This is a genomic window from Dictyobacter arantiisoli (assembly GCF_008326305.1).
Taxonomy (GTDB): Bacteria; Chloroflexota; Ktedonobacteria; order Ktedonobacterales; family Ktedonobacteraceae; genus Dictyobacter; species Dictyobacter arantiisoli.
The window spans coordinates 212,341-233,085 of sequence record NZ_BIXY01000001.1 but is presented as its reverse complement, the minus strand read 5'-3'; the positions used below and the strand labels follow the sequence as shown (position 1 = coordinate 233,085).

The following is a 20,745-nucleotide window of genomic DNA, read 5'->3' as shown; positions in this document are numbered from 1 at the left end:
AGTGCAGCATATAAAAAAATGGATTTTTTCCGATGCGGGCAAACCACAAGATCCCAATGGGAGGAGAATCTCACTTATGCAGCGCTATGTCAGGAATGCATGGACATATCGCTGGATGAGGTTACAGGTTGATCAGCGATTACACCTGCGCCAAATTCCGCAGTAATAGCCAGATGATCACTGGCCTGCTCTCCCGGCAAATCATCTTCTCCTGTCTCTAACACACGGCACATCTCTAAGCGCTCAGCCAGAACAGAATTCGCGAAGATATAATCAATGCGCCCTGCTGGAGCCGCTGCCGGACAGGTAAAGCCCTGTTCAGAGGGATGCAGCCGCCGGAAACAGTCCTGATATTCTCGTGTCAGCAGACGGATACATCCTCGTGGTGCATATATTGAGGCAGCCAGATCAAAGAGCGCTAAGAGAAATGGGGTACGTGCGACAATATGTAAAAGGGGATTAAAGATGCGCAACTTCGGTGGGACCACCGAATCTAAATAGGGATGACCATCATTCAGCGTTTTGTCTTTCCGCTTCACATCCAACCCTACCACATACTTCAACAGCGCACTGGCCGTAAAGGCATCTTTAGGAGAGAGGGTATTGAAATCACCCATTAAAAGATGGGGCTTTCCAGCCAGCCGTAGCGGCTCCATAATCTTCAGGATCTCTTGCATCTCGCGCATTCGAATATGACCACCAGCCCGTCCACGATTAAAGGATGCTGACAGGTGAATGACAAAAATGGTCAGATGTTGCCCATTCTCCTCCTCGACACACACCTCCAATAGAGGCCGTGCCAGAATTCCAGGGCGATCATAATGTTTGACCGAGACAATAGGCAGGCGTGTCATAAAAGCCGTCTGATAATCCTGACGACTGGTAGGCAGTCCTCCTGGCACCAGTTGCATGCCCAGCGCTTCAGCTAACTCTGCCGCAACCATGGGACCCGGGACCTGGGGATTAATACCCTCAGGCAATCCTACGATATCTGGTTGTGCAGAGCGAATGATCTTTAATAATTGCTCGGTCCGTTTCGCTCCACGTTCCCGAAAACTATAACCACCAGCCAGAATATTATATGAAACAACGCGTGTCATAATACATTCCAATCCTTTTATCAGAAAGAGCGTTCTTTAACAACAACACTCTGATTATTCGACGTACCATACCATAAAGCAACGCTGCCGAGTTTATACGATAAAACAAAGCTGTCAATTTATCTGGATATTTCTTACTCGTGATAAGGGTGTTTAATTTCACTATAGCAGACACCAAGAAAAACCCTGATAAGCAGAAGCGTTTTTCACACAGAAGTACTAACCTCCCCGGCGTGGCAGTAGCAAGGAAGCAAAAGGATCAAAAAACAGAAAAAATGTGCCTCACTAACAGAGATTTCCCTGTACTGAGGCACACACAATCCTTACAACTATTCCCTTTTACTATAGGAAAAGTACATTATTTCCAGGTTACACGGTCCAGGAGATACATCGTTAATTCGCTGATAGGCAGGCGAATCTGGGTCATGCCATCGCGCTCACGTACAGTAACCGTCTGATCATCCAGCGTCTGGAAGTCAATCGTGACGCAGAATGGGGTACCGATCTCATCCTGACGGCGATAGCGGCGTCCAATATTGGCAACATCGTCATACTGCGACACCATGTAGCGCTGCAAGTTCTTGTGGATCGAGCGAGCGGTTGAAACCAATTCCTCTTTGTTCTTCTGCAAGGGCAAGATAGCTACTTTGACTGGCGCAACCCAGGGATGCAGATGCAGCACGGTACGTGGCTCTTTGCCATTGGGATCTGGCTCTTCCTCATAGGCATCCAGCAGGAGATTCAGGAAGGTACGATCTACACCACCCGACGTCTCTACAATCCAGGGCATATAGCGCTCTTTGGTCAATGGATCAGTATAGCGCAAATCCTGGCCGCTATATTCTGAGTGGCGCGAGAGATCCCAATCCTGACGCCAGTGAATACCTTCCCATTCCTGCCAGCCCAGGACGGTGCGATACTCAACATCATAGGCCTTCCTGGCATAATGGGCCAGTTCATCGCTCCCATGCTCACGGAAACGCAAACGGTCCTTGTGGTTGATCAGGTTGGTATACCAGTTGAAACGGAACTCTTTCCAGTACTCGTACCACTTATCCATTTCGCCGGGATGCACAAAGAACTGAAGATCCCACTGCTCAAACTCACGCTGGCGGAACAGGAAGTTACCCGGTGTTACCTCATTGCGATATGCTTTACCGATCTGAGCAATACCAAAAGGAATCTGCACACGCGAGGACTTCAAGACATTATCATAGTCAAGATAAATGTTCTGGCAGGCCTCACCACGTAGATAAGTTTTCATACGATCGCCTTCAACTACACCCAGGTAAGTTTCCATCAGCAGGTTGAAGACGCGTGGCTCTGTGGTTAATTCACCACCACAAACCGGACATTTGTGCTGCTCCAGGTTTTCTGGCTCCAGATGGTCGGTACGGAAGCGGCGCTTGCATTTTTTACAATCGACCAGGCGGTCAACAAAGTTTTCGACGTGACCACTGGCTTCCCAGACACGGGGATGGGTAATGGTGGCTCCTTCAATACCTACGACATTATCATGGTTCTGCACCATAGACCACCACCAGTAGCGTCTGATGTTATTGCGCATCTCGACGCCCAGTGGCCCAAAATCATAGATACCGGCGACTCCGCCATAGATTTCGGAGTTGGGATAAACAAAGCCACGACGCTTCGAAAGCGAGACGACTTTTTCAATGGGGACCAGAGGGGTGTCTTTCACACTAGCCTGCTCGGTATGTTCAACTTGTGTCATGAGTGGTTTCCTCCGCAAAAAAAATGCCCCAGGCTGTTATAGCCCAGGGACGAATGCGCCGACGTAGGCCTGAGGCAACTACGTTTTACAGCGGCATGCGCGGTCCCACCCTGCTTCTTCACCATGAACAGTGAAGCCACTCATTCTCAGTATATCCAACTCCGAAGCGCCCTTCACCTGCTTTGAAATACTGGCCTCGCACTGCCCGCCAGCTCGCTGTTATCCTCGTCAGGTTACTCTTCTTCATCAACGTTGGAACGCCTGCAATATCCTGTTGTCAAGAGTACAGTATAACGAAGAATTCAGGATGTTGCAAGCGCTAGCATGAGAAGTACCACAGTGTGTGAAGGTGCTCTATCTTGTGGATAGCTATAGGAGGTGCTACAATGATCAAAATTAACTGGCGAGTATTAGAAGAAGAGATGGAATAATACGTGGTGACCGAGCACGACCCCCGGGCTGATATTCAGACCTTTGCCGCACGTTACACTTTTCCAATTGACGCATTCCAATTGGAAGCGATGGAACACCTGGCGCACGGACAATCCGTGATGGTCGCGGCCCCTACCGGAACAGGCAAGACACTGGTTGCAGAATACGCGATCTGGCGCGCGCAACAACAAGGACAACGCGTCATTTATACAACTCCGTTGAAGGCGCTCTCGAATCAAAAATATCGAGATTTGCGCGAACAATATGGAGCGGATGCAGTAGGTCTGGTCACTGGTGACATTGTAGAGCGGAGTAAGGCTTCAATTGTCATTATGACAACAGAGGTCTATCGCAATATGCTGCTGGAACAAGGCAGCGAACATCTGGGGACAGGCGTCGGACCCTCGTCACTGGCAGATGTTGGCTATATTGTGTTTGATGAATTGCACTATCTGAGCGATGTCGGACGCGGTCCCGTCTGGGAAGAGGCGATTATCTGCTCTCCTCCCCACATACAACTTGTCGGCCTTTCCGCTACCGTGAGCAATGCCGAGGATCTTGCCAGTTGGATTAGTCGTGTCCATCGTCCGGTCTCGCTGGTCACCCATAATACACGAGCCGTGCCACTGGAACATTATTACTTTCTCGATGGAAAGCTGCATCTGGTTCAGGATGCGGATGGCAATCGTGTAGAACGCTTCCCTAAAGTAGGTGGCGAGGCCAAACTGGCCCAGATGCTCGGGCGCAATCGCGTTTTCTCCTTTGAGGATGACGAGGAGGGGGAAGAGGAAGAGGATCTGGAAAAGATCCTCGCGGAAAATCGCCAGCGCCGCAACCATAGTATGCGACCCCAGGATCACCGTGTGTCACGTAAGGAGCGTGAGCGCAATCAAACAGACCGACGGCCACGAACACCGGTCACCAGGGATGCCGCCAAAGCACAGGCTATCCTGCCTGAAGTGAGCAATAGCCTTGTTGTCGAAACAACCCATGACTCAGCCTATCAGGAAACACCTCGACCAACGCGTCCCAAGCAACGCCGCGCTCCTGAGTCAGGCGAGGTTCTGACAGCGCTCCGCGATGCGAATATGCTTCCCTGCCTCTACTTCCTGCCAGGACGGCGCGTGGTCGAAGAGGGCGCAATGAGCGCAGGCAAGCATTCATTTACCACACCCGAAGAACAGGATCTGATTCGCAAAGAGGTAGAGGTCTGGCTGGAGCAGTTGCCGAAAGAAGATCGCAATCTACAACAGGTGCGCTCATTATTAAACCTGCTGCCACGTGGCCTGGCGTTTCACCATGCTGGTCTCCTGCCAGGACTTAAGGTGCTTGTCGAGACGTTATTTGCCCGTGGGCATTTACGAGCGGTCTTTTCCACCGATACATTGGCCCTGGGTATCAATATGCCGGCCCACTCTGTCGTTGTCGGCAGCCTGAGTAAGTTTGACGGTCAGGAAATGCGTCTGCTGACCCCTAATGAATACCTTCAGTTGACTGGTCGCGCCGGTCGCCGTGGTATGGATACCAGTGGAGCGGTCATTATTCCCTACTCTCCCTGGGAGCCGTTTGAAAGCTCGTTTGAAAAGATTACTGGTGAGATGTTGCCAGTCACCAGCTCCTTTGTGATCCGCTATAATTCGGTCTTGAATCTGTGGCGACCCAATGATCTGGGACATTTACGGCGCATTTGTGCGTCCAGTCTACGCGAGTATCAGCGCTACTATCTATGGGAAGTGAAAGAACTGCAACGGCTGGAAAAACGCTATCAAAAAGCCAGTAAAGCGGGCAAAAAGAAGAAGGGAGCAGCCTCACAAGAGGCCGAGCGCGCCCTGGATAAGCGCCGCGAGAAGATCGGTGCCTTCCCCCTCAGCCGGGCCGGTGCCGCCGAACTGGATGGCACTATTTTTGCATTGCGAGCCCTGGGCCACATCGGACAAGATGAACAATTAACCTTAAAAGGACGCTTGCTGCGTAATATCTTCCATCCAGCTGGTACCGTCATGGTTGAAATGATCGTCAACGGTTACATGGATGGTCTGACGCCCGCTGAAGTAGCCGAGGTGTGTAGCTGGTTTACCTATGACAATGATCGCCGCCTGAATAATCGCCATGTAATGCATAATCGTCTGACACAGGTGCGCCGTGAACTCTGGCATGTGATTCAGCATGTGCGAGGCGTTGAAGAACGCGCAGGCATCAGCTTTACGCCCGGCGTCGTCTCTGAGTTTCATGGTCTGGCCCTGGCATGGGCCAGAAATATGTCGCTCAGCGGCCTTATGAAGCGCATCGATCTGGTCGAAGGAGATATTATGATGATCCTTAACCAGACCATCGATCTGCTCCAGCAGCTTCAATCAGCCGTTGGACAGGTACTGGATAGCCGAGATATCTGGAGCCAGATATCGCCCGTCATGGTTGAAGGCATTTATACCAGCAGCAATACCTCCGACTATATTGCCAGACGTGACGAGGAGCTCCAGCAACAGCGTAATCAACTAGAATACTTACGTCCTATGTTGGCGCAGGCTTCAGCTTCCCTCTTACATGGCATTATCGCGCAGAGCCGTACCGTACCTTCGATGGCTGTTCAGGTGGATACAGAGGATGTCCCGCTGGATGCCGAAGAAGATCGCGATGCCCAGGGACTCTCAGACCCCGGAAGCTTCGTTGGGGATATTTAAATAGCACAATCAACGTGTTAGATTCCCACAACATGCACGATCTTATTACTCGCTTGTAAGCGGCTCGTGAGCCCCCATTCTGTAGTGCGTCAAACGTTATTGAACGTATGTATGCACTACAGAATAAAAATTTGGCTCTCCGTCCTTCCGGGTGGTGGTGGAAGAAGGAAGGTGCGAGGACACTTTGCGCTCCGTCTGGGGCTACCGCCCCTGCACCCCGCTTTCACTATCCATTACGCCACACGCTCTTTTCTGGCAGCATGAGGCATACTGAAACAGGATGCCCTTCCTGCGTGACCAGCTAAATAGGCCAATTCACCTGTAATTCAATACGAATAAGTAGCACGAAAGCACAAATTGAAGCAGTAATAGACATTACTTTGGTCATGCTTCCCCTGCTATTTCATTGTCAGAAGCATGTAAGTTGACTAATATGTACAAAGGTACAAGGGTACAAGGGCACGAGTATGTCAGGGAAGGCAGGGCGAGGGAGGAAAAAAGGTAGTACTGGCTGGCAAACGGTGAAGCCGGCTGTATATAGAGGGGTAGAGTTTCGATGAAAGCAGAAGCATTGATTGGAAGGACACTGGGCACATGCACACTCCAGAAACTGGTCGGGCAGGGGGGTATGGGGGCAGTGTTTCTAGCGCAACAGTCTCGCCCTCGACGCCAGGTAGCGGTAAAGGTACTTCTCCCGCTGACACAATTAAACGCCAACCAGCTCGCTGCGTTTTTGGAACGCTTCCGTCGTGAAACCGATGCCGCAGCATCCCTGGAACATCCCAATATCATCCCCATTCATGAATATGGGGAACAGGATGGCATCGCCTATCTTGTGATGCCCTATGTGGCCGGTGGTACGTTGCGTGATGTGCTAGAACGTAGTGGACCATTATCCTTTCAAAAAGCTGTCGATTACCTGGAACAGCTTTCTGCAGCCCTCGATTTCGCCCATGAACACGGCGTCATCCACCGCGATATTAAACCAGCCAACATCATGGTTACCAACGAAGGACGCCTGCTCCTGTGTGACTTTGGTCTGGTAAAGATTGTCGTGGAAGGTCAGACACCACAGGTGCGCCTCACAGGAGCGGGTGCTCCGGTTGGCACACCAGATTATATGGCTCCTGAACAGGTGATTGGCGAAGAGGTTGATACACGCGCCGATCTCTACTCACTTGGAGTTATTCTCTTTCAACTACTTACAGGCACGACTCCCTTCCAGGGAGAGACGCCGATGCAAATCGCGGCCCAACATCTACAGATTCCACCACCGTCACCCCAGATGCTACGGCCAGATCTGCCCATCGCGGCGGAACAGGTGGTGTTACGCGCGATGTCCAAACGTCCCGGGGACCGCTATATGCGAGCTCAGGATATGGCGAAAGCCTTTCGCGCCTCGCTGGTACAGGCGAATATAATCCTGGAACCAGAGCTCAACTGGGCGGGACTGCTCAGCGGCTCGACCGCCTCACGACTGGCTGTTCCTAAAGGTCAATTCGATCCCATACGCCAGACTTTCTCAATGCCTAAAGTAACGAAAGCAGATCTGGCGGCCCGACAAACAGGAGGTCAGAATGAGACGAACACCTGGGGCATGCCTGCACAGCCAGTACAACCTGCGCAGCCAGTTCAATATCCCGCTACGGCAGCTCCAAATCAGACAATGGCTCGTAAAGGAAGCGGCTTACTGAGCCGTTCTGGAATGATGCCCGCGCTCAGTACTCAACCAGCCGCGCAAACAGCGCCTGTGGCTGAAGGCAATCGTTCGGGCGGTCTTCTCTCAAAAACGGGACAATTCCCGATGAATGGTACGAACGCTAGTGCTCCTGCGGCGGCTCCCAGTCGGGCGGCAAAACCAGTGGCAACTGGCGGCTTATTGTCAAGAACTGGTCAGTTTCCGAGGGCAAGCGCGACTGTCGCCACTCCAGCACAGGAAAACAATCCTGCTATCATGCCTGCCCCGGGAGCAGTCTGGTCACCAGAACCGTCTCTGCGTCCCATGAACAGGGGTGGAAATACGGCAGCATTACAGCGCAATCCGACCAACGCACTCGCCCTGCAAGAGCAGCCTCGACGTACCACCGTCAAACTCAATGATCCCGTCAAGGTAGTACAGGTGCCTGTCGCTGGTCAGCCAGGTCACTATATCACTGGTATTTTGCCCTTTGAACGCCAGGGGGATGATGAAGCGCTCAGCACGCCACCCAAAGTCTTGAAACCATGGATGAAAACGCTGTTGGCGATTGTAAGTGTTCTTGTTGTATTGGGCGGGCTGGGCGCAATTCTCTGGACCCAAAACAATCCAAACGCGCAAAATAGTCAGACCAACAGAACTCAGGCTACTACGCAAGCGATTGCAAACTCGCCAGTGATCAGTGCCACGGCTACTGCCACAGCAAATATACTTGCCGCCGATCCCCTGGATAAACAAATTAATAACTGGCGCACAATCCCAGCTGATCTATATGCCTTTAAAGATGGTGCCTACCACGTTACTGCCCGTGGAGATGCGGGCAATGGCGTGGTCATGCCAGGCAAGTCCTTCACTGGACCACTCACATATAGCCTGACCATGCAAGAGATTAAAGGCGATGATGCCAATCAAAAAAATACATTCGGCATGATCATGTGTTTTAATCAGCAGACTATTAATGGAAAACAACATGTGTCGTTTTACAGCCTGGAAGTATCGAGTGTCAAAGGTCAAAAATATACATTCTGGCGCTACAACGATAACAAGGCAAATGCCAAAGAGTACTGGACAAAAGTTTCTGATATAACGATCGGCAATGAGTTTCATCAAGGGAAAGCATCCAACACTATCGCTATCACGATGAATAACGGTACATTCACCGTCGGCGTAAATGGCAAAAAATTAGCCAAAGTATTTAAGGACAACACCTATAAGGGTGGTTCGATCGGGATGCTTGTGAATAACGATGGTACTGAAGTCGCATTCAAAAACCTTTTAGTCACACGAATGTAACATAATTGGCTTGCGCGTTATACAATAAGTAACTACTGTGGGAAAAAGATGAGTTAGCATCGGACAACCACGCATTGGAAGCAGCGGCAGCGAGTATGTGATCTGGGATGGAGGGCTGATCTTATATCATATTGGCATTGGAAAGCAGTGATGGCAAAAAGGGGTAAATTTTTATGAATGCAGAAGATTTGTGTGGGAAGGTGCTCGGCACCTGTACGCTAGAAAAGATTATTGGACGCGGTGGTATGGGAGCAGTTTACCTGGCTCAACAATCTCGTCCACGCCGACAGGTTGCGGTTAAGGTCCTACTTCCCATCACGACACTTCAACCCCATCAGCAAGCAGCCTTTTTAGAGCGTTTCAGACGCGAGACTGACGCAGCCGCTTCACTGGAACATCCCAATATTACTCCGGTCCATGAGTATGGAGAGCGCGACGGCTTAACCTATCTGGTCATGCCCTATGTCAGCGGCGGTACCTTACGCGATGAGTTAGATACAGAAGGCAAATTGCCTCTGACACGTGTCGTAAGCTATCTGGAACAAATGGCGGCAGCTCTCGATTTCGCACATGAACGCAACGTCGTGCACCGCGACATCAAGCCCGCCAATATCCTGATGACTCCTGGAAAACGCTTGCTCCTGACTGATTTTGGACTGGTAAAGATTATTACTGATGGGCAAAATCAGAATCCACTCTCCGAAGTCGGTATGCCGATGGGAACACCAGATTATATGGCTCCTGAACAGGTAGTCGGCGGAGAAGTTGATGCCCGGGCGGATATTTATTCGTTAGGTGTTTTACTCTATCATATGGTCACTGGAACACCACCATTTCAAGGTGAGACCCCCATGAAGGTGGCACTCCAACATCTACACACCCCACCTCCCTTGCCACGCAATGCACGGCCAGATTTGCCGCCTGCCGCCGAACAGGTGATGTTGCGTGCATTAGCCAAACGACCAGTAGATCGCTATGAACGCGCTCGCAATCTTGCCAGTGCGTTCAGATTAGCCCTGGAGGCCGCTGGAGTGCAGGTTGATAATTCAGGTATGAATAACGAGGGCAACCGTCGTCGCGGCCTCTTTGATCCCGTCTGGCGCAGCTCGCTGCCAAATACGCCTGAACCTGCGATCCACGCCACTCCGGACGTGCCAACCAACAGAGAACAAAATCCAGCTCAGGCAAGGGGCGCACTGCACGATATTGTCGCGCAGACAAGTATGACGATGCCTTCATTCTCTGGCATCTTAACAGAAGTACGTATCCCTATGATCCAACCACACAACGCGCAGCAAGGGATCATGCCACAGGGTTCACTATTAGATGCCAACGTCACACCAGAAAAACTACAGACCAAAACCACTGCCATGGGACATACTCCACTACCATCAACCATGACATCCAATAGCAAGCAGGCAACGCAAGCGCCAGCCGCTTATACGGATCACACGCCACTCCCTACCGTGTACAATCCACCTCAGGCACCAGTAGCGCCAACCCGATCATATAATGAACAAGGAATCATTCCTGAGCGACCGCAAAAATTGCTCTTCACACCCAATCGTTTATCCCTGCGGCAAAAAACCAGCTTACGCAGTATCCAGAGCACGCAACCACAGAGAGTAGCGCCATCATCCCAGGCACAGATCCAGCCTCGCCCGGATGCACCAGCTCATACAGGAACAACTGGCGAGCTAAAACAACTGGCAGGCGGAAACACACACCAAACGCCAAACGATACGCCGCTAACACCACGCGCGCAAAAGATCGAAGAGGTAAAGCAACAGCTGCAACACGTACTATCATCAGAAAATATCAACGCCTTACCAGGGCCCCTACCCGGAGTGGTTGCGTGGATCAAGAAAAATGTCAAAATTGTAATCATCGCGGCGGTCATCATTCTCATTGCGCTGAGCATTCTTATATATGCTCTCAGTACTGCGAGTAGCACGCCTTCTACATCAACAGGATTACGCCAGCCAGAAACGCGCATCCAACAGATATCCACCGATCAAGTAGTGACTCTATTTTCCACCTCTACCATTACCGTTCACAGGGAAACAGTAACTGGTAGATTATCTCTAATCGCAGATGTTATTGTTATGAAACATACGCCAATGATGGCTGGTGAAAGATAGTATGAATAATCAACAAGAACCATTTGATCCGTCGTTCACCCCAGATGCACAGGAAGGAGGCAAAACAGTGGACTCAGAATCGATAGAAAATGCGAAACCAAGGATGCCGCAGAAGCCTCTTGGGCGCAGAACTCAACTGCGGGGTTTACAACCGGATAAAACGGTATCAGCAGTCCAAACAACCCAAACAACCCAAACAGAGCAAACGACATCCCCTATTCAAAAACCCATGGGGAAACTGGCCAATAACTCGTTCAGAGCGCCTGGCCTGGCTCACTGGAACACAACCGAATCTCAACCTGTTGCGATGCCTGATAACAAAGATGTTCCTGCTACCAGCACAACCGAAGAGCATACATTTGGTTCCACACCAGAAACTCAAAGTACTCATCAGCAAACAGGTCCCATGGGACGGCTCGGAAAACCATCTGCGCCACTGAATAAGCCTGTGTTTGCGCGCAATAATACGCAACAGTTACCACCTACCAATAATGGACAGACAGGAGCCATTACACGCCAGCTCGGCTCACCAACTGGCATGCTCCCCAATCCCAATAATACGGGCACGCTGATGCATCCCGCTGGCGAATATAGTGGTGATACCGGCATGCTCAAACTAAACCAGAATGTGAAAGTGGTGCGCATTCCGGTAGCGGGCAAACCAGGGGAGTACAAGACAGGTATCCTGCCAGTACTTGCGCAAACGCCAACCACTGCCCTGCCGCCAGTTACAACGCAAAACACTTCTTGGCAGGAGAAGATCAAGAAAAACCGCATGCTTGTACTGCTGGCCGCCCTGGTAGTATTGCTTATCCTTGGCTCCAGTATCTTTTTGATCGTCCGCTCAGGCGGCACTTCGCAGGTCGCAAACACCAATCAGAAGCACACAACATCAAACAAGGTACAGATCAATGTTCAGGCGACCACAAGTGCTAATGCTCAGGCCACGGCAACCTTCACAAACTCGCTAATCATAAGTGATCCACTCACCACGAATGTCCATGGCTGGTTGACAGGCTACAACAAGCCCATACATCGTGATTTCAAAGGTAACGCTTATCACGTTCGCGTAGACCAGGCATACTTTGCTTCTTCTGCGTTATATACAGCAATCCTGCCCAGCAAATTCACCTACAGCGCGGATATACAAGAGATAGCAGGTGATGAGACGACCGAATTCAACTTCTATGGTCTACAACTTAATTACAGTGAAAAAAAAGGCCAACCAAACTTTTATATCTATCGCATTATCAACCAAAAAGGTGCCAGTCAGTACCAATTTGTACACTTTGATGGTACAAAAGCACATCCCTGGTCAGATGCGACGATCATCTGGAAAAAGAATACTGGCAAGGAATTTCATCCTGGCACACAAAAAAACAATCTTATGATCCAGGGCGATGGCACCCATTTTACATTCTGGGCCAATGGTGCCAAACTTGGCACAGGACAGGATAAAAACTTTATCTCTGGTCCTATTGGTCTGGGTGTGAATGGACAGGAAAAAGGCACTGAGATCGCTTTTAGCAATCTTGTTCTCGCAGGCAACTAACATTTTTTCATCGTTTCGATCTCATTCAATCTTATTCTGGGTGGAGGTTACCGTTGACAACAATCCATAGCGTATTCACAGTGGTACTGATTCAGGGCAGTCTATTCGCGTTCAAATCGATCGCATTGATACCTGTTGTGCTCTGGGTGACTGGCTTTTTGAGCCTGCTCAATATCGCGCTGGCGATATTCTATCGCCGCAATAAACACCTTGAGATAACTTCTTATTATGTGTCATTCCTCATTGAGCTGGCACTCTTTATCGCCTCCTTGTTAGTGCTGCTGGGTGTGATTTCACGCTCACTTTTTTATCTGCCATCGGGACTTCCTATCAACCAGGCAGAAATCGGCGTTGCGCTGGCAATTGGTCTGGGACTCTTCCCGGCTGCTTATTGGCACCGCATCAACGTCTCTGAGTTGCCGAAACGCATCACAGAAGATGGCAAACAAATGAAAAGTGATGTGCGGGTACGCAATAGCCTGCCTGGAGAATGGATGAATTAAACTTATCTCTCATTCCTCAATTCGTATGCAGAAGGATAAAAGAGTTACCATCCCTTATCATGGACAGCTGTAATTCTTTTATCCATTACTATTTTTATCCTTCACTATTTTCCTCACATATAATTCCTCAGAACTTATGTTGCCGCAATAGCGTATAATCATTAATTGCAAGAATACTCGACTCTATTACCTGGGCGCAGGGCTTTCCAGTTCTCTTTTTGCTGACTTCGTCGGGCGAGAAGATAAAATTTGATACAATGGGAGGTGCGACGTCTATTCTTAATGTGTAAGCTGGACATAGCGTATTGCTATATTATCTTTTATAGCAATATATTTAGATACTAAAGATAGCTATTAGCAAAGGATTAAGTACAAATGATGACATCACCCGATCCCAATGCTTCAGCGACTACCTCTTCAATCGATCCATACAGTCAATCCATGCAAAATCAAAACAATACAACCAATACACCTTATGCGATTGTGACGCGCAATCTTGTACGGCAATTTGATCAGAAGTGGGCGGTCAATAATCTGAATCTATCTGTACGGGCAGGAGAGTTCTTTGGCTTTCTGGGACCAAATGGCGCGGGTAAGTCTACTACGATCAAAATGATGGTTGGACTGCTCCGTCCCAGCTCTGGCAATGTCTGGGTAGGGGGCGTCGATGTCTGGCAAGATCCCTTGCGTGCGCGTGCCTTAATGGGCGTGCTCCCTGAATATCTGAATCTTTATGAGCGCTTATCAGGGCGCGAATTTATTACGTTTTCGGGACATATGTATGGAGTGGCGGAAAAGGATATTCTCACACGTACTGAAGAGCTTTTACAGGTATTGGATTTGATCAATGACGCGGATAAATTGATTGTTGACTATTCAGTTGGTATGCGTAAGAAAGCGGCGCTGGCGGCAGCGATTATCCATCGACCACAGGTCCTCTTCCTGGATGAGCCTTTTGAGGGTATCGATCCTGTTAGCTCGCGTGTTATCCGCGATATTCTGCATGATCTGACACGTAGCGGTACTACAATCTTTTTCTCTTCGCATATTATGGAAGTGGTGGAACGCCTCTGTACCCGCGTCGGCATTATCAACCAGGGTGTACTGGTCGCTGAAGGGACGTTACAAGATTTACGCGAACGTGCCAGCGGCGATGGCGGTGATAAGGATGCGACACTTGAGGATATCTTCTTGAACGTGATCGGTGTACGCAATGAGAACCACAATTTGAGCTGGTTAGACTAGGAGTATTGGACGCTATGGTGATCCATAAAAATAAGATCCGCTGGCTCTTCTTTCATTAGTGTCATGAATAATGTTATTATCCTCACTGCTTTCTATAAAGCTTTCAGGAAGTAGAGGAATAAGCCATTTTGCGGAAAGGGAGGTTTTATGTTTCATGCAATCTTCTATAGCCTCCCTTGCCATTTCTATTGCTTTTTCTTTATTAGGGAAGAACATAATATCTTCCCATGAAACTTTTGTAGGTATTGCTCTTTTACCTTTTCCTCTATCGCTGTTTTCTCTTTTCACTCCTATACTAGATGCACCGCCTATGATGGCACCCCATGTTCTGTTAGGTATTCTCTCTAGAAGATATTCCATATTACAAGTTGGATAGTGTTCACGAATGAGGTCAAGTTCCCAAGTCTCTAAAGCTGGTTGTGCTTCGGGCCGTATCCTCCATATGTATGCAACATCGGGCCTGTTGCATATAGGGCCTATCCAATGAATGGTGAGTTTGTACCAGTGCATTGAACACGGTGTAAGTTCTACCTTGGTTGTGAGTAGCTTTATCAACTTCTGTTTTTGTTCTATTGTGAGTTTAGGCCATTCCTCTTTCACGTTTTCTAGCACTGCATAGAACTGTTGTACCTCTTCCTGGCCTTCTAATATGTTTGCTCTTTTCTTTTTTTCTTCAAGTTCTCGTTTCTGCCCTCGCAACTCTTGTATGCGGTTATAAATTGCGGTAATAGGGTTGTCCTCGTCTTTCTTGTCTTCATCTTCTGTTTCATCTTTTGTAAGTTCAGAGATAAGTGTAAGTCTTCCTGTGAGCGTCTTAATATCCGCATTGATAGTTTTTAGTTGGTCATCAATGGAAATACACTCTTTTACCTGCTGTTGGCGTACTTCTTCTAAACCGTGTTCAATTCGTAGAGCTAATTGCTTGTCAAACTCTGCTAATGCTTCCAACCGTTTCATGACAATTGTGTCTAGAGCATCGCAACGTATACAAAATAAGTTTTTGTTATACATTTCTCCTTCTATTTTCTTGAACCCTTTATAGTACAGTTCCTCACGCACTTCATTTTTATATCGATTAAACGCAGTACAAACACTTATCCAGGGGGCTATAGGGGAACTAAGGACAAACTGTAGTACAGCTTCGGGTGGCTGTCCCTCGTCTTTACGTGCCTGATGTCTTTTTTGAGGATAAGCGAGATTAACAGGAACACCTTCTAATGTATGGCCTGTAAGCTGGATATAACCCTTTTCAAAACGTTCCCTGTCAATGATAGCGGGATGATTGTTTGCAATGACTTCGCCTGATTCTTGAGAAATTAACCACCAGCCTATATAAACAATGTTCATAAACCAACTCTTGAGAGTGATAGCAGTTTTGGGCTTAAAGCCTCTTGATGCTCTATCAATAGAAGTTCTAAAACAATATTTTTTTGTATCCTCTTCGGGGATATCAGGAAAAAGATAGGGTATCTTTTCAACGTATCGGGCAAGTTTGGGTATAGAGTAGTTATATGCTTCCCACGTGCTATATAGTTCTTCCATAATTTTAGCCCAAGGTTCGTACACATCTATTTTTTGTTCCATTTTTTCTTGTCCATAAGGAATTACAAACCCTGGAGGAAGCCAGCGCCCATCATAGTTACCTCTTGCACCCTTATTCTTCTGGTTATCATTCATGTACTTAATATGCGTCTCTATGTAATCATAGGCAGCTTGCATCTTATCTTTAAACGCTTTTACATGCTCATAGTTGGAAAAGTTGTAAAATCGTTGCTTACTATTGATAGATAAGGGGGGGACGATCACAAGTGCCTTTCTTTTTTCTGCTAGCTCCATAAATGTACCTGACTGAGTACCCCATTTGTCCCTAAACAATCTATCTTCTCTAGAAACAATAACTGCGCTAATCAAATTAGCTTCCATATCTTTATAGAGTTGGTTTAGCTTTTCTCTTTGATCTATGCGTTTCTGTCCTGACTTTCCACTTTTTTCATCGTATTCCCTTACTCCTGCTCCTTTCTCACCTGATAGGGTTGCAGCATAATTCTTGAGTTCTAGCTGTGTTTTTCGGGACTCACCGTTTTTATCATCGGCATCTTTTTTACTTTGACGTATGTAAACAGCAATTAATCTGTTGGTGTCGACATTAGGCAATGATCCATAATTTACTGGTTCATCTTGTTTGCGGATTTTGAAACCTGTCATGATTAACTCTCTCATCTCTCTACTTATGTGTTCACTCTACATGTTATTTGGCTTCAGGGTTTGTAGTTTCGTGTTCTTTTATGGCTTCTTGGTATTTTTTTGCAAACATTGCCTCTGAGGTTTCTAAGTCTAGTTCGTATCTATTGAATGTGCTTCCTTCAGCTGGTGGATACTTTATAAATCCTAAGTCTTCGCATAGTTTCATTCCATCGGGTCTATCACTCGTTGCACAGAGCTTTCTGATTTTTATTCCTCGATGCGCAAAGTCTGCCAGGACGTGATAGAACCCCATTATGAGTCTCATTCCATATGTTTTGTGATTTGGTATGTCTTGCCTGACTGCTAACCCTATAAAGCAGTCGTAGCTGTTTCCAGGTTCAAATGTATATATATCATCTGGCTTTATCTCCCATCCTCTTTTTTTACCTTCCATCATCAATTTAAGAGTATCAGGCTTGAAAGGTTGTATGTTTAGGTATCCTACTATGATGTCTTGTTGTTTAACTACGTAGTCTATGAATGGGTTCTTTTGATACCAACTTTTTCGTAACTCTATAGGTATACTTACTGCTCTGCCCCATAAACTTGCTATAACATCATATATACCAGCAATATCACCTTCAGTAGCTACACTAAACTTTGATGTCTCAGAAGTATATTGTAGTATGAATAACTGCATTGCATTTGACAACTCGTCTATTTCTTTCTTATCGTAATATCCCTCTTTCTTTCCTGGTGGCACAATTTTTCTTATTTTTCCCATAGTTACATAATCGTGGAATGTAGACTTTGGTAAATGCAACTTTTTGATCGCTTCTGCTCTTGTGTATAAATTTGCACTTGGAGCTTTCTTTCGGTTGTTGGTGTTTGTCGATGATTGTGTCATGTTCTTCTCCGTATCTAATAATTTGTTTTTCTTAATTATAACACATATCTGGATTGTTCGGACTCTTCGATTTTTCCGTCCGTTTCGGCTTGACAAAAGATAAGGAGTAAGTGTACAATCTCTTTAGATGGTGTAGATTGTTCGGACTCTTAGGACTCTGGATTTAGAACCGAGTTGCCTACTAAAAATGGTTTAGCAGGTAACTCTTCTTATGGTCCTTTACCTCGGATTGAGCTAGGTGTGATATTCTCTTAAAGGATATAAATTTTAGCGTGTTAAGATTTCCATTAAATCAGGGAGGATATATGATATCTCTACGTAATTCATTACATTTAGATAAGATCCGCTGGCTCTTCTGGCTGCGCTGGAAGATGTTTACACGCGGCTTTACCGGCAAAGGATCTGCTCACCTTGCAACACGCATTATTGGAATTGTGTTCCTGGCACTGTTTGTCCTGGGTGTGGGTGCGGCCATCGCCGGCGGTACCTTCCTGGCATATCGCTTCTTACCGACACCAGCCAATAGTGAGGTGCTCTTCCTGGTCTTGAGCGGCCTGTTCCTGCTCTGGCTGCTGCTTCCGTTGCTAGAATTTACCACGAATGAAGGACTGGATATCTCTAAGCTCGCGCTCTTCCCGCTGACGCGTGGCGAACTCATGCTCAGCCTGATCTTTTCAACTCTGTTAGATATTCCAACGATCGGTCTGATACTGGTCCTGGGAGCAGTTGTGGCTGGCTGGGCAACCTCTATTCCGCTGGCATTGATGGCTTTGCTGACAATGCTGGTATTCTATGTCCAGTTGATCGCTGTCAGCCAGTTATTGCTGGCTCTGTTGCAGAAAGTATTGCAAAGCCGCCGCTTCCGCGATATCAGTATCATCTTCGTGGTACTGCTCTCCTCAAGTGGCTATCTGTGCCAGTTCGCGGTACGTGGGATGCTGAATCAGGGCTTTATCGATAATATGACGCATGCCACCTATTCATCATACCTGCAATGGCTACCTCCAGGTATGGCGGCACGGGCGATCCAGCAAGCCTCAGCAGGAAACTGGGGCATGAGCTTTGTCTGGCTATTAGTATTGGCAATTATCAGTTTATGCTTCCTCTACTTCTGGCAATTGATTGTTGAGCGTGGTCTGACGGTAGCGGAGAGTGCTGGTTCAGCAAAAACTGTACGCCAGCATGCCAGATCCCTCCCCGAACAAAGCAGTACGGCCTCGGGCAGTTTGATCAAGCGCCTTCTACCAGTAGAGGTGAGAACGATGGTGCAGAAAGACCTGAAATACTTCTGGCGTGATCCACAAATCAAAGCCATTTTTCTGCAATCGATGGTTTCAATGCTCCTGCTGATCCTCTACTTTAGCTTTTCCCTCTTGAATAATTCCAGAAGGAGTGAGAGCTTTTTTGCCTTTATCGGTCCCTGGATCGTTCCTGTTGTGCCACTCTTTGTGTTGTTCACGCTCTATTCACTGGCGTACAACGCGCTTGGTTTTGAACGGCAGGCAATTACCACTCTGCTCCTCTTCCCGATTAATCCCAAATACATTCTCTGGGGTAAAAATATTGCCGTGTTTGTAGTGGGCATGGTAGAAATGGTATTCCTAATCCTGATAGCAGCAGTTATTACGCATGCCTGGCTCTCGGTCATCCCGGCGCTGATTGTTGGATTGGCCGGTATTGGCATCATTCTGGGCATCGGAAATTTCACAACGGTCTACTTACCACAGAAGATGCGTCTGGCCCGGCGCGGCTTTCAGACCAGGGCGAATACTACTGCCGAGGGTGGCTGCCTGCGGGTGCTAATGTCAATGGCAGCCTCACTAACCATGCTGGTACTGCTCATTCCGGTCGCCGCAGCCGTGATCGTCCCTATTATCATGCATGTCCAATGGGTCTGGGTCCTGAGCTTACCGGTATCTTTGATTTATGGAGCCGTTTTTTACATCCTTGTGACCAATACTGTTGCGCCACGTATCTTGCTCAAAGCGCCTGAAATCGCGGGCATCGTAGGAAAGGAATAATCAGTACGTTAGTAGACGTGGCAGAAAAAGATTCTTCAAATGGAATCTTTTTCTGCCACATCTACTAAGAAGGATTCTCTTCATTGGCCTGGGCAATTTTACGCGTTCGAGAATAGCGACGGAACAGAATAAATGGAACGATCAAGAGCGCGATAACGATAATATAGCCAGCAATCAACGCAAAGTTATTCCAGAAGCTGGCCTGAGTTGGCGTGGTACCCAGGCTCGGCGGATACAGACCGGTAATAATAAATTGGGGAGATCCACCAGTATGAATCTTGGTGACAAATTGATGGCCTGGAATATCATACATGCTCGCATCACCACTGCTTAAGGCAATAAAAGCCAGTTGACCATCGCTGGTAATCGCCACAGAACGTGGAACTGTATCTAAAGGAATCTCATGATTGGGTTCCTTTGGTATCGACGAGCCTGCACTTACAGGAGTCAACGCGATTAATTGGTGGCTGGTCGCATCTGGCACATAGACCACACCGGTCGTTTCATCAAAATCCATCGGGCCATAGCTCCCCCCAGAAATAAGCGGCATCACCGTATGTGGTGTTGCAATATTGATTGCCACGACGGAGTGCTGAGCAGTAGTGGCATAGACCGTACTCCCAGGAGGGCTACTGAGATAGCGAGGCCCTTGAGGTACACTAACACTGCCAAGAGCGTTACCATTTACATCATCGTAGATCGAAATAACCTTCTCATTGGAGACCCAGAGTTGCTCACCGGTCTTGCCAGGCGTCGTAAGTCCAACAATCGCGTAGGACAGTCCATAGACAGGTCCAGCCGTTTCAATCTGACGCTTAATCGTACAATTGGTGGCATCGACGACGGTTACTGTAGGACTCTGGCTCCCTCCAACATATAATAAGTTCACATTTGGATCGAGCAGAACCAGATCTGGTGTGCCGGGAATATCAGCCGAACAGACACTATCGCCCGTTTTAGCAGCTATGATTGAGAGGCGATGCAGTTGTGGCTGTGTGACATACAAAAAGCGTCCATCCGCACTCAAGGCAACCAGATGCGGATCACCAGTTACCTGGATGGTTTTGACAACTTTTTGCTGCTGAACATCGATAACCGCAACTCCTCCGCTCGCGCCAACGACATATGCCAGATTGGGGGCACCTCCATCAGCGTGCGCCACTGATGAGGTGCCAATCAGGGTTCCCAACGTCAACAACATCAAAACTATAAGAAAAACATATATCTGTTTACGCATGCAAAAATTATGCCCCTATTT

12 protein-coding genes are annotated in these 20,745 nt (G+C 48.0%); 7 read left to right on the top strand and 5 right to left on the bottom strand.

Annotation, left to right across the window (positions count from 1 at the left end; translation table 11 throughout):
* Nucleotides 1-89: 89 nt before the first annotated feature.
* Together F1593_RS00835 and F1593_RS00830 are read right to left on the bottom strand one after the other, a co-directional pair.
* The gene (locus F1593_RS00835; protein ID WP_149399336.1) at nucleotides 90-1,100 is read right to left on the bottom strand and encodes an endonuclease/exonuclease/phosphatase family protein; all 1,011 of its coding nucleotides are present in this window, start codon (nucleotides 1,098-1,100) and stop codon (nucleotides 90-92) included.
* A gap of 358 nt (nucleotides 1,101-1,458) precedes the next feature.
* A complete protein-coding gene (locus F1593_RS00830; RefSeq protein WP_149399334.1) occupies nucleotides 1,459-2,832 on the bottom strand; it encodes a glycine--tRNA ligase in 1,374 nt (457 codons plus the stop codon).
* A gap of 437 nt (nucleotides 2,833-3,269) precedes the next feature.
* Between F1593_RS00830 and F1593_RS00825 the strand changes: the two genes are divergently transcribed.
* The 6 genes from F1593_RS00825 (at nucleotide 3,270) to F1593_RS00800 (ending at nucleotide 14,375) form a co-directional block, all read left to right on the top strand.
* Nucleotides 3,270-5,945, top strand: coding sequence for a DEAD/DEAH box helicase (locus F1593_RS00825; RefSeq protein WP_149399332.1), 2,676 nt, complete (start codon nucleotides 3,270-3,272; stop codon nucleotides 5,943-5,945).
* 556 nt (nucleotides 5,946-6,501) lie between these two features.
* On the top strand, nucleotides 6,502-8,934 hold the full coding sequence (locus tag F1593_RS00820) for a serine/threonine protein kinase (protein ID WP_149399330.1): 2,433 nt from the start codon (nucleotides 6,502-6,504) through the stop codon (nucleotides 8,932-8,934).
* Nucleotides 8,935-9,107: 173 nt separating this feature from the next.
* Complete coding sequence (locus F1593_RS00815; RefSeq protein WP_149399328.1) at nucleotides 9,108-11,075, top strand: serine/threonine-protein kinase; 1,968 nt, start codon at nucleotides 9,108-9,110, stop codon at nucleotides 11,073-11,075.
* Between the two features lies 1 nt (nucleotide 11,076).
* Entirely contained in the window at nucleotides 11,077-12,627 is a 1,551-nt protein-coding gene (locus F1593_RS00810; protein WP_149399326.1) for a hypothetical protein, read from the top strand.
* Nucleotides 12,628-12,680: 53 nt separating this feature from the next.
* On the top strand, nucleotides 12,681-13,130 hold the full coding sequence (locus F1593_RS00805; protein ID WP_149399324.1) for a hypothetical protein: 450 nt from the start codon (nucleotides 12,681-12,683) through the stop codon (nucleotides 13,128-13,130).
* 375 nt (nucleotides 13,131-13,505) lie between these two features.
* On the top strand, nucleotides 13,506-14,375 hold the full coding sequence (locus tag F1593_RS00800) for an ABC transporter ATP-binding protein (protein ID WP_149399322.1): 870 nt from the start codon (nucleotides 13,506-13,508) through the stop codon (nucleotides 14,373-14,375).
* Nucleotides 14,376-14,387: 12 nt separating this feature from the next.
* Here F1593_RS00800 and F1593_RS00795 read toward each other — a convergent pair whose 3' ends face one another.
* Nucleotides 14,388-16,580: a recombinase family protein gene (locus F1593_RS00795; RefSeq protein ID WP_172631765.1), complete on the bottom strand. Its 2,193-nt coding sequence runs from the start codon at nucleotides 16,578-16,580 to the stop codon at nucleotides 14,388-14,390.
* Between the two features lie 43 nt (nucleotides 16,581-16,623).
* Nucleotides 16,624-17,466, bottom strand: coding sequence for a hypothetical protein (locus F1593_RS00790; protein WP_149399318.1), 843 nt, complete (start codon nucleotides 17,464-17,466; stop codon nucleotides 16,624-16,626).
* A 305-nt stretch (nucleotides 17,467-17,771) separates the two neighbouring features.
* On the opposite strand from F1593_RS00790, the gene F1593_RS00785 reads away from it, so the two are divergent.
* Nucleotides 17,772-19,487, top strand: coding sequence for a putative ABC transporter permease subunit (locus F1593_RS00785; protein ID WP_149399316.1), 1,716 nt, complete (start codon nucleotides 17,772-17,774; stop codon nucleotides 19,485-19,487).
* A gap of 64 nt (nucleotides 19,488-19,551) precedes the next feature.
* On the opposite strand, the gene F1593_RS00780 is transcribed toward F1593_RS00785, so the two are convergent.
* Nucleotides 19,552-20,724 (bottom strand): YncE family protein, encoded by a 1,173-nt coding sequence (locus F1593_RS00780; protein WP_149399314.1) that lies wholly within the window; start codon nucleotides 20,722-20,724, stop codon nucleotides 19,552-19,554.
* Between the last annotated feature and the right edge of the window lie 21 nt (nucleotides 20,725-20,745).

Coding starts and splice junctions, on each gene's coding strand:
- F1593_RS00835 (WP_149399336.1), bottom strand. CDS start 1,100: ATGACACGCGTTGTTTCATATAATATTCTGGCTGGTGGTTATAGTTTT.
- F1593_RS00830 (WP_149399334.1), bottom strand. CDS start 2,832: ATGACACAAGTTGAACATACCGAGCAGGCTAGTGTGAAAGACACCCCT.
- F1593_RS00820 (WP_149399330.1), top strand. CDS start 6,502: ATGAAAGCAGAAGCATTGATTGGAAGGACACTGGGCACATGCACACTC.
- F1593_RS00815 (WP_149399328.1), top strand. CDS start 9,108: ATGAATGCAGAAGATTTGTGTGGGAAGGTGCTCGGCACCTGTACGCTA.
- F1593_RS00810 (WP_149399326.1), top strand. CDS start 11,077: ATGAATAATCAACAAGAACCATTTGATCCGTCGTTCACCCCAGATGCA.
- F1593_RS00800 (WP_149399322.1), top strand. CDS start 13,506: ATGATGACATCACCCGATCCCAATGCTTCAGCGACTACCTCTTCAATC.
- F1593_RS00795 (WP_172631765.1), bottom strand. CDS start 16,580: ATGACAGGTTTCAAAATCCGCAAACAAGATGAACCAGTAAATTATGGA.
- F1593_RS00790 (WP_149399318.1), bottom strand. CDS start 17,466: ATGACACAATCATCGACAAACACCAACAACCGAAAGAAAGCTCCAAGT.
- F1593_RS00785 (WP_149399316.1), top strand. CDS start 17,772: ATGATATCTCTACGTAATTCATTACATTTAGATAAGATCCGCTGGCTC.
- F1593_RS00780 (WP_149399314.1), bottom strand. CDS start 20,724: ATGCGTAAACAGATATATGTTTTTCTTATAGTTTTGATGTTGTTGACG.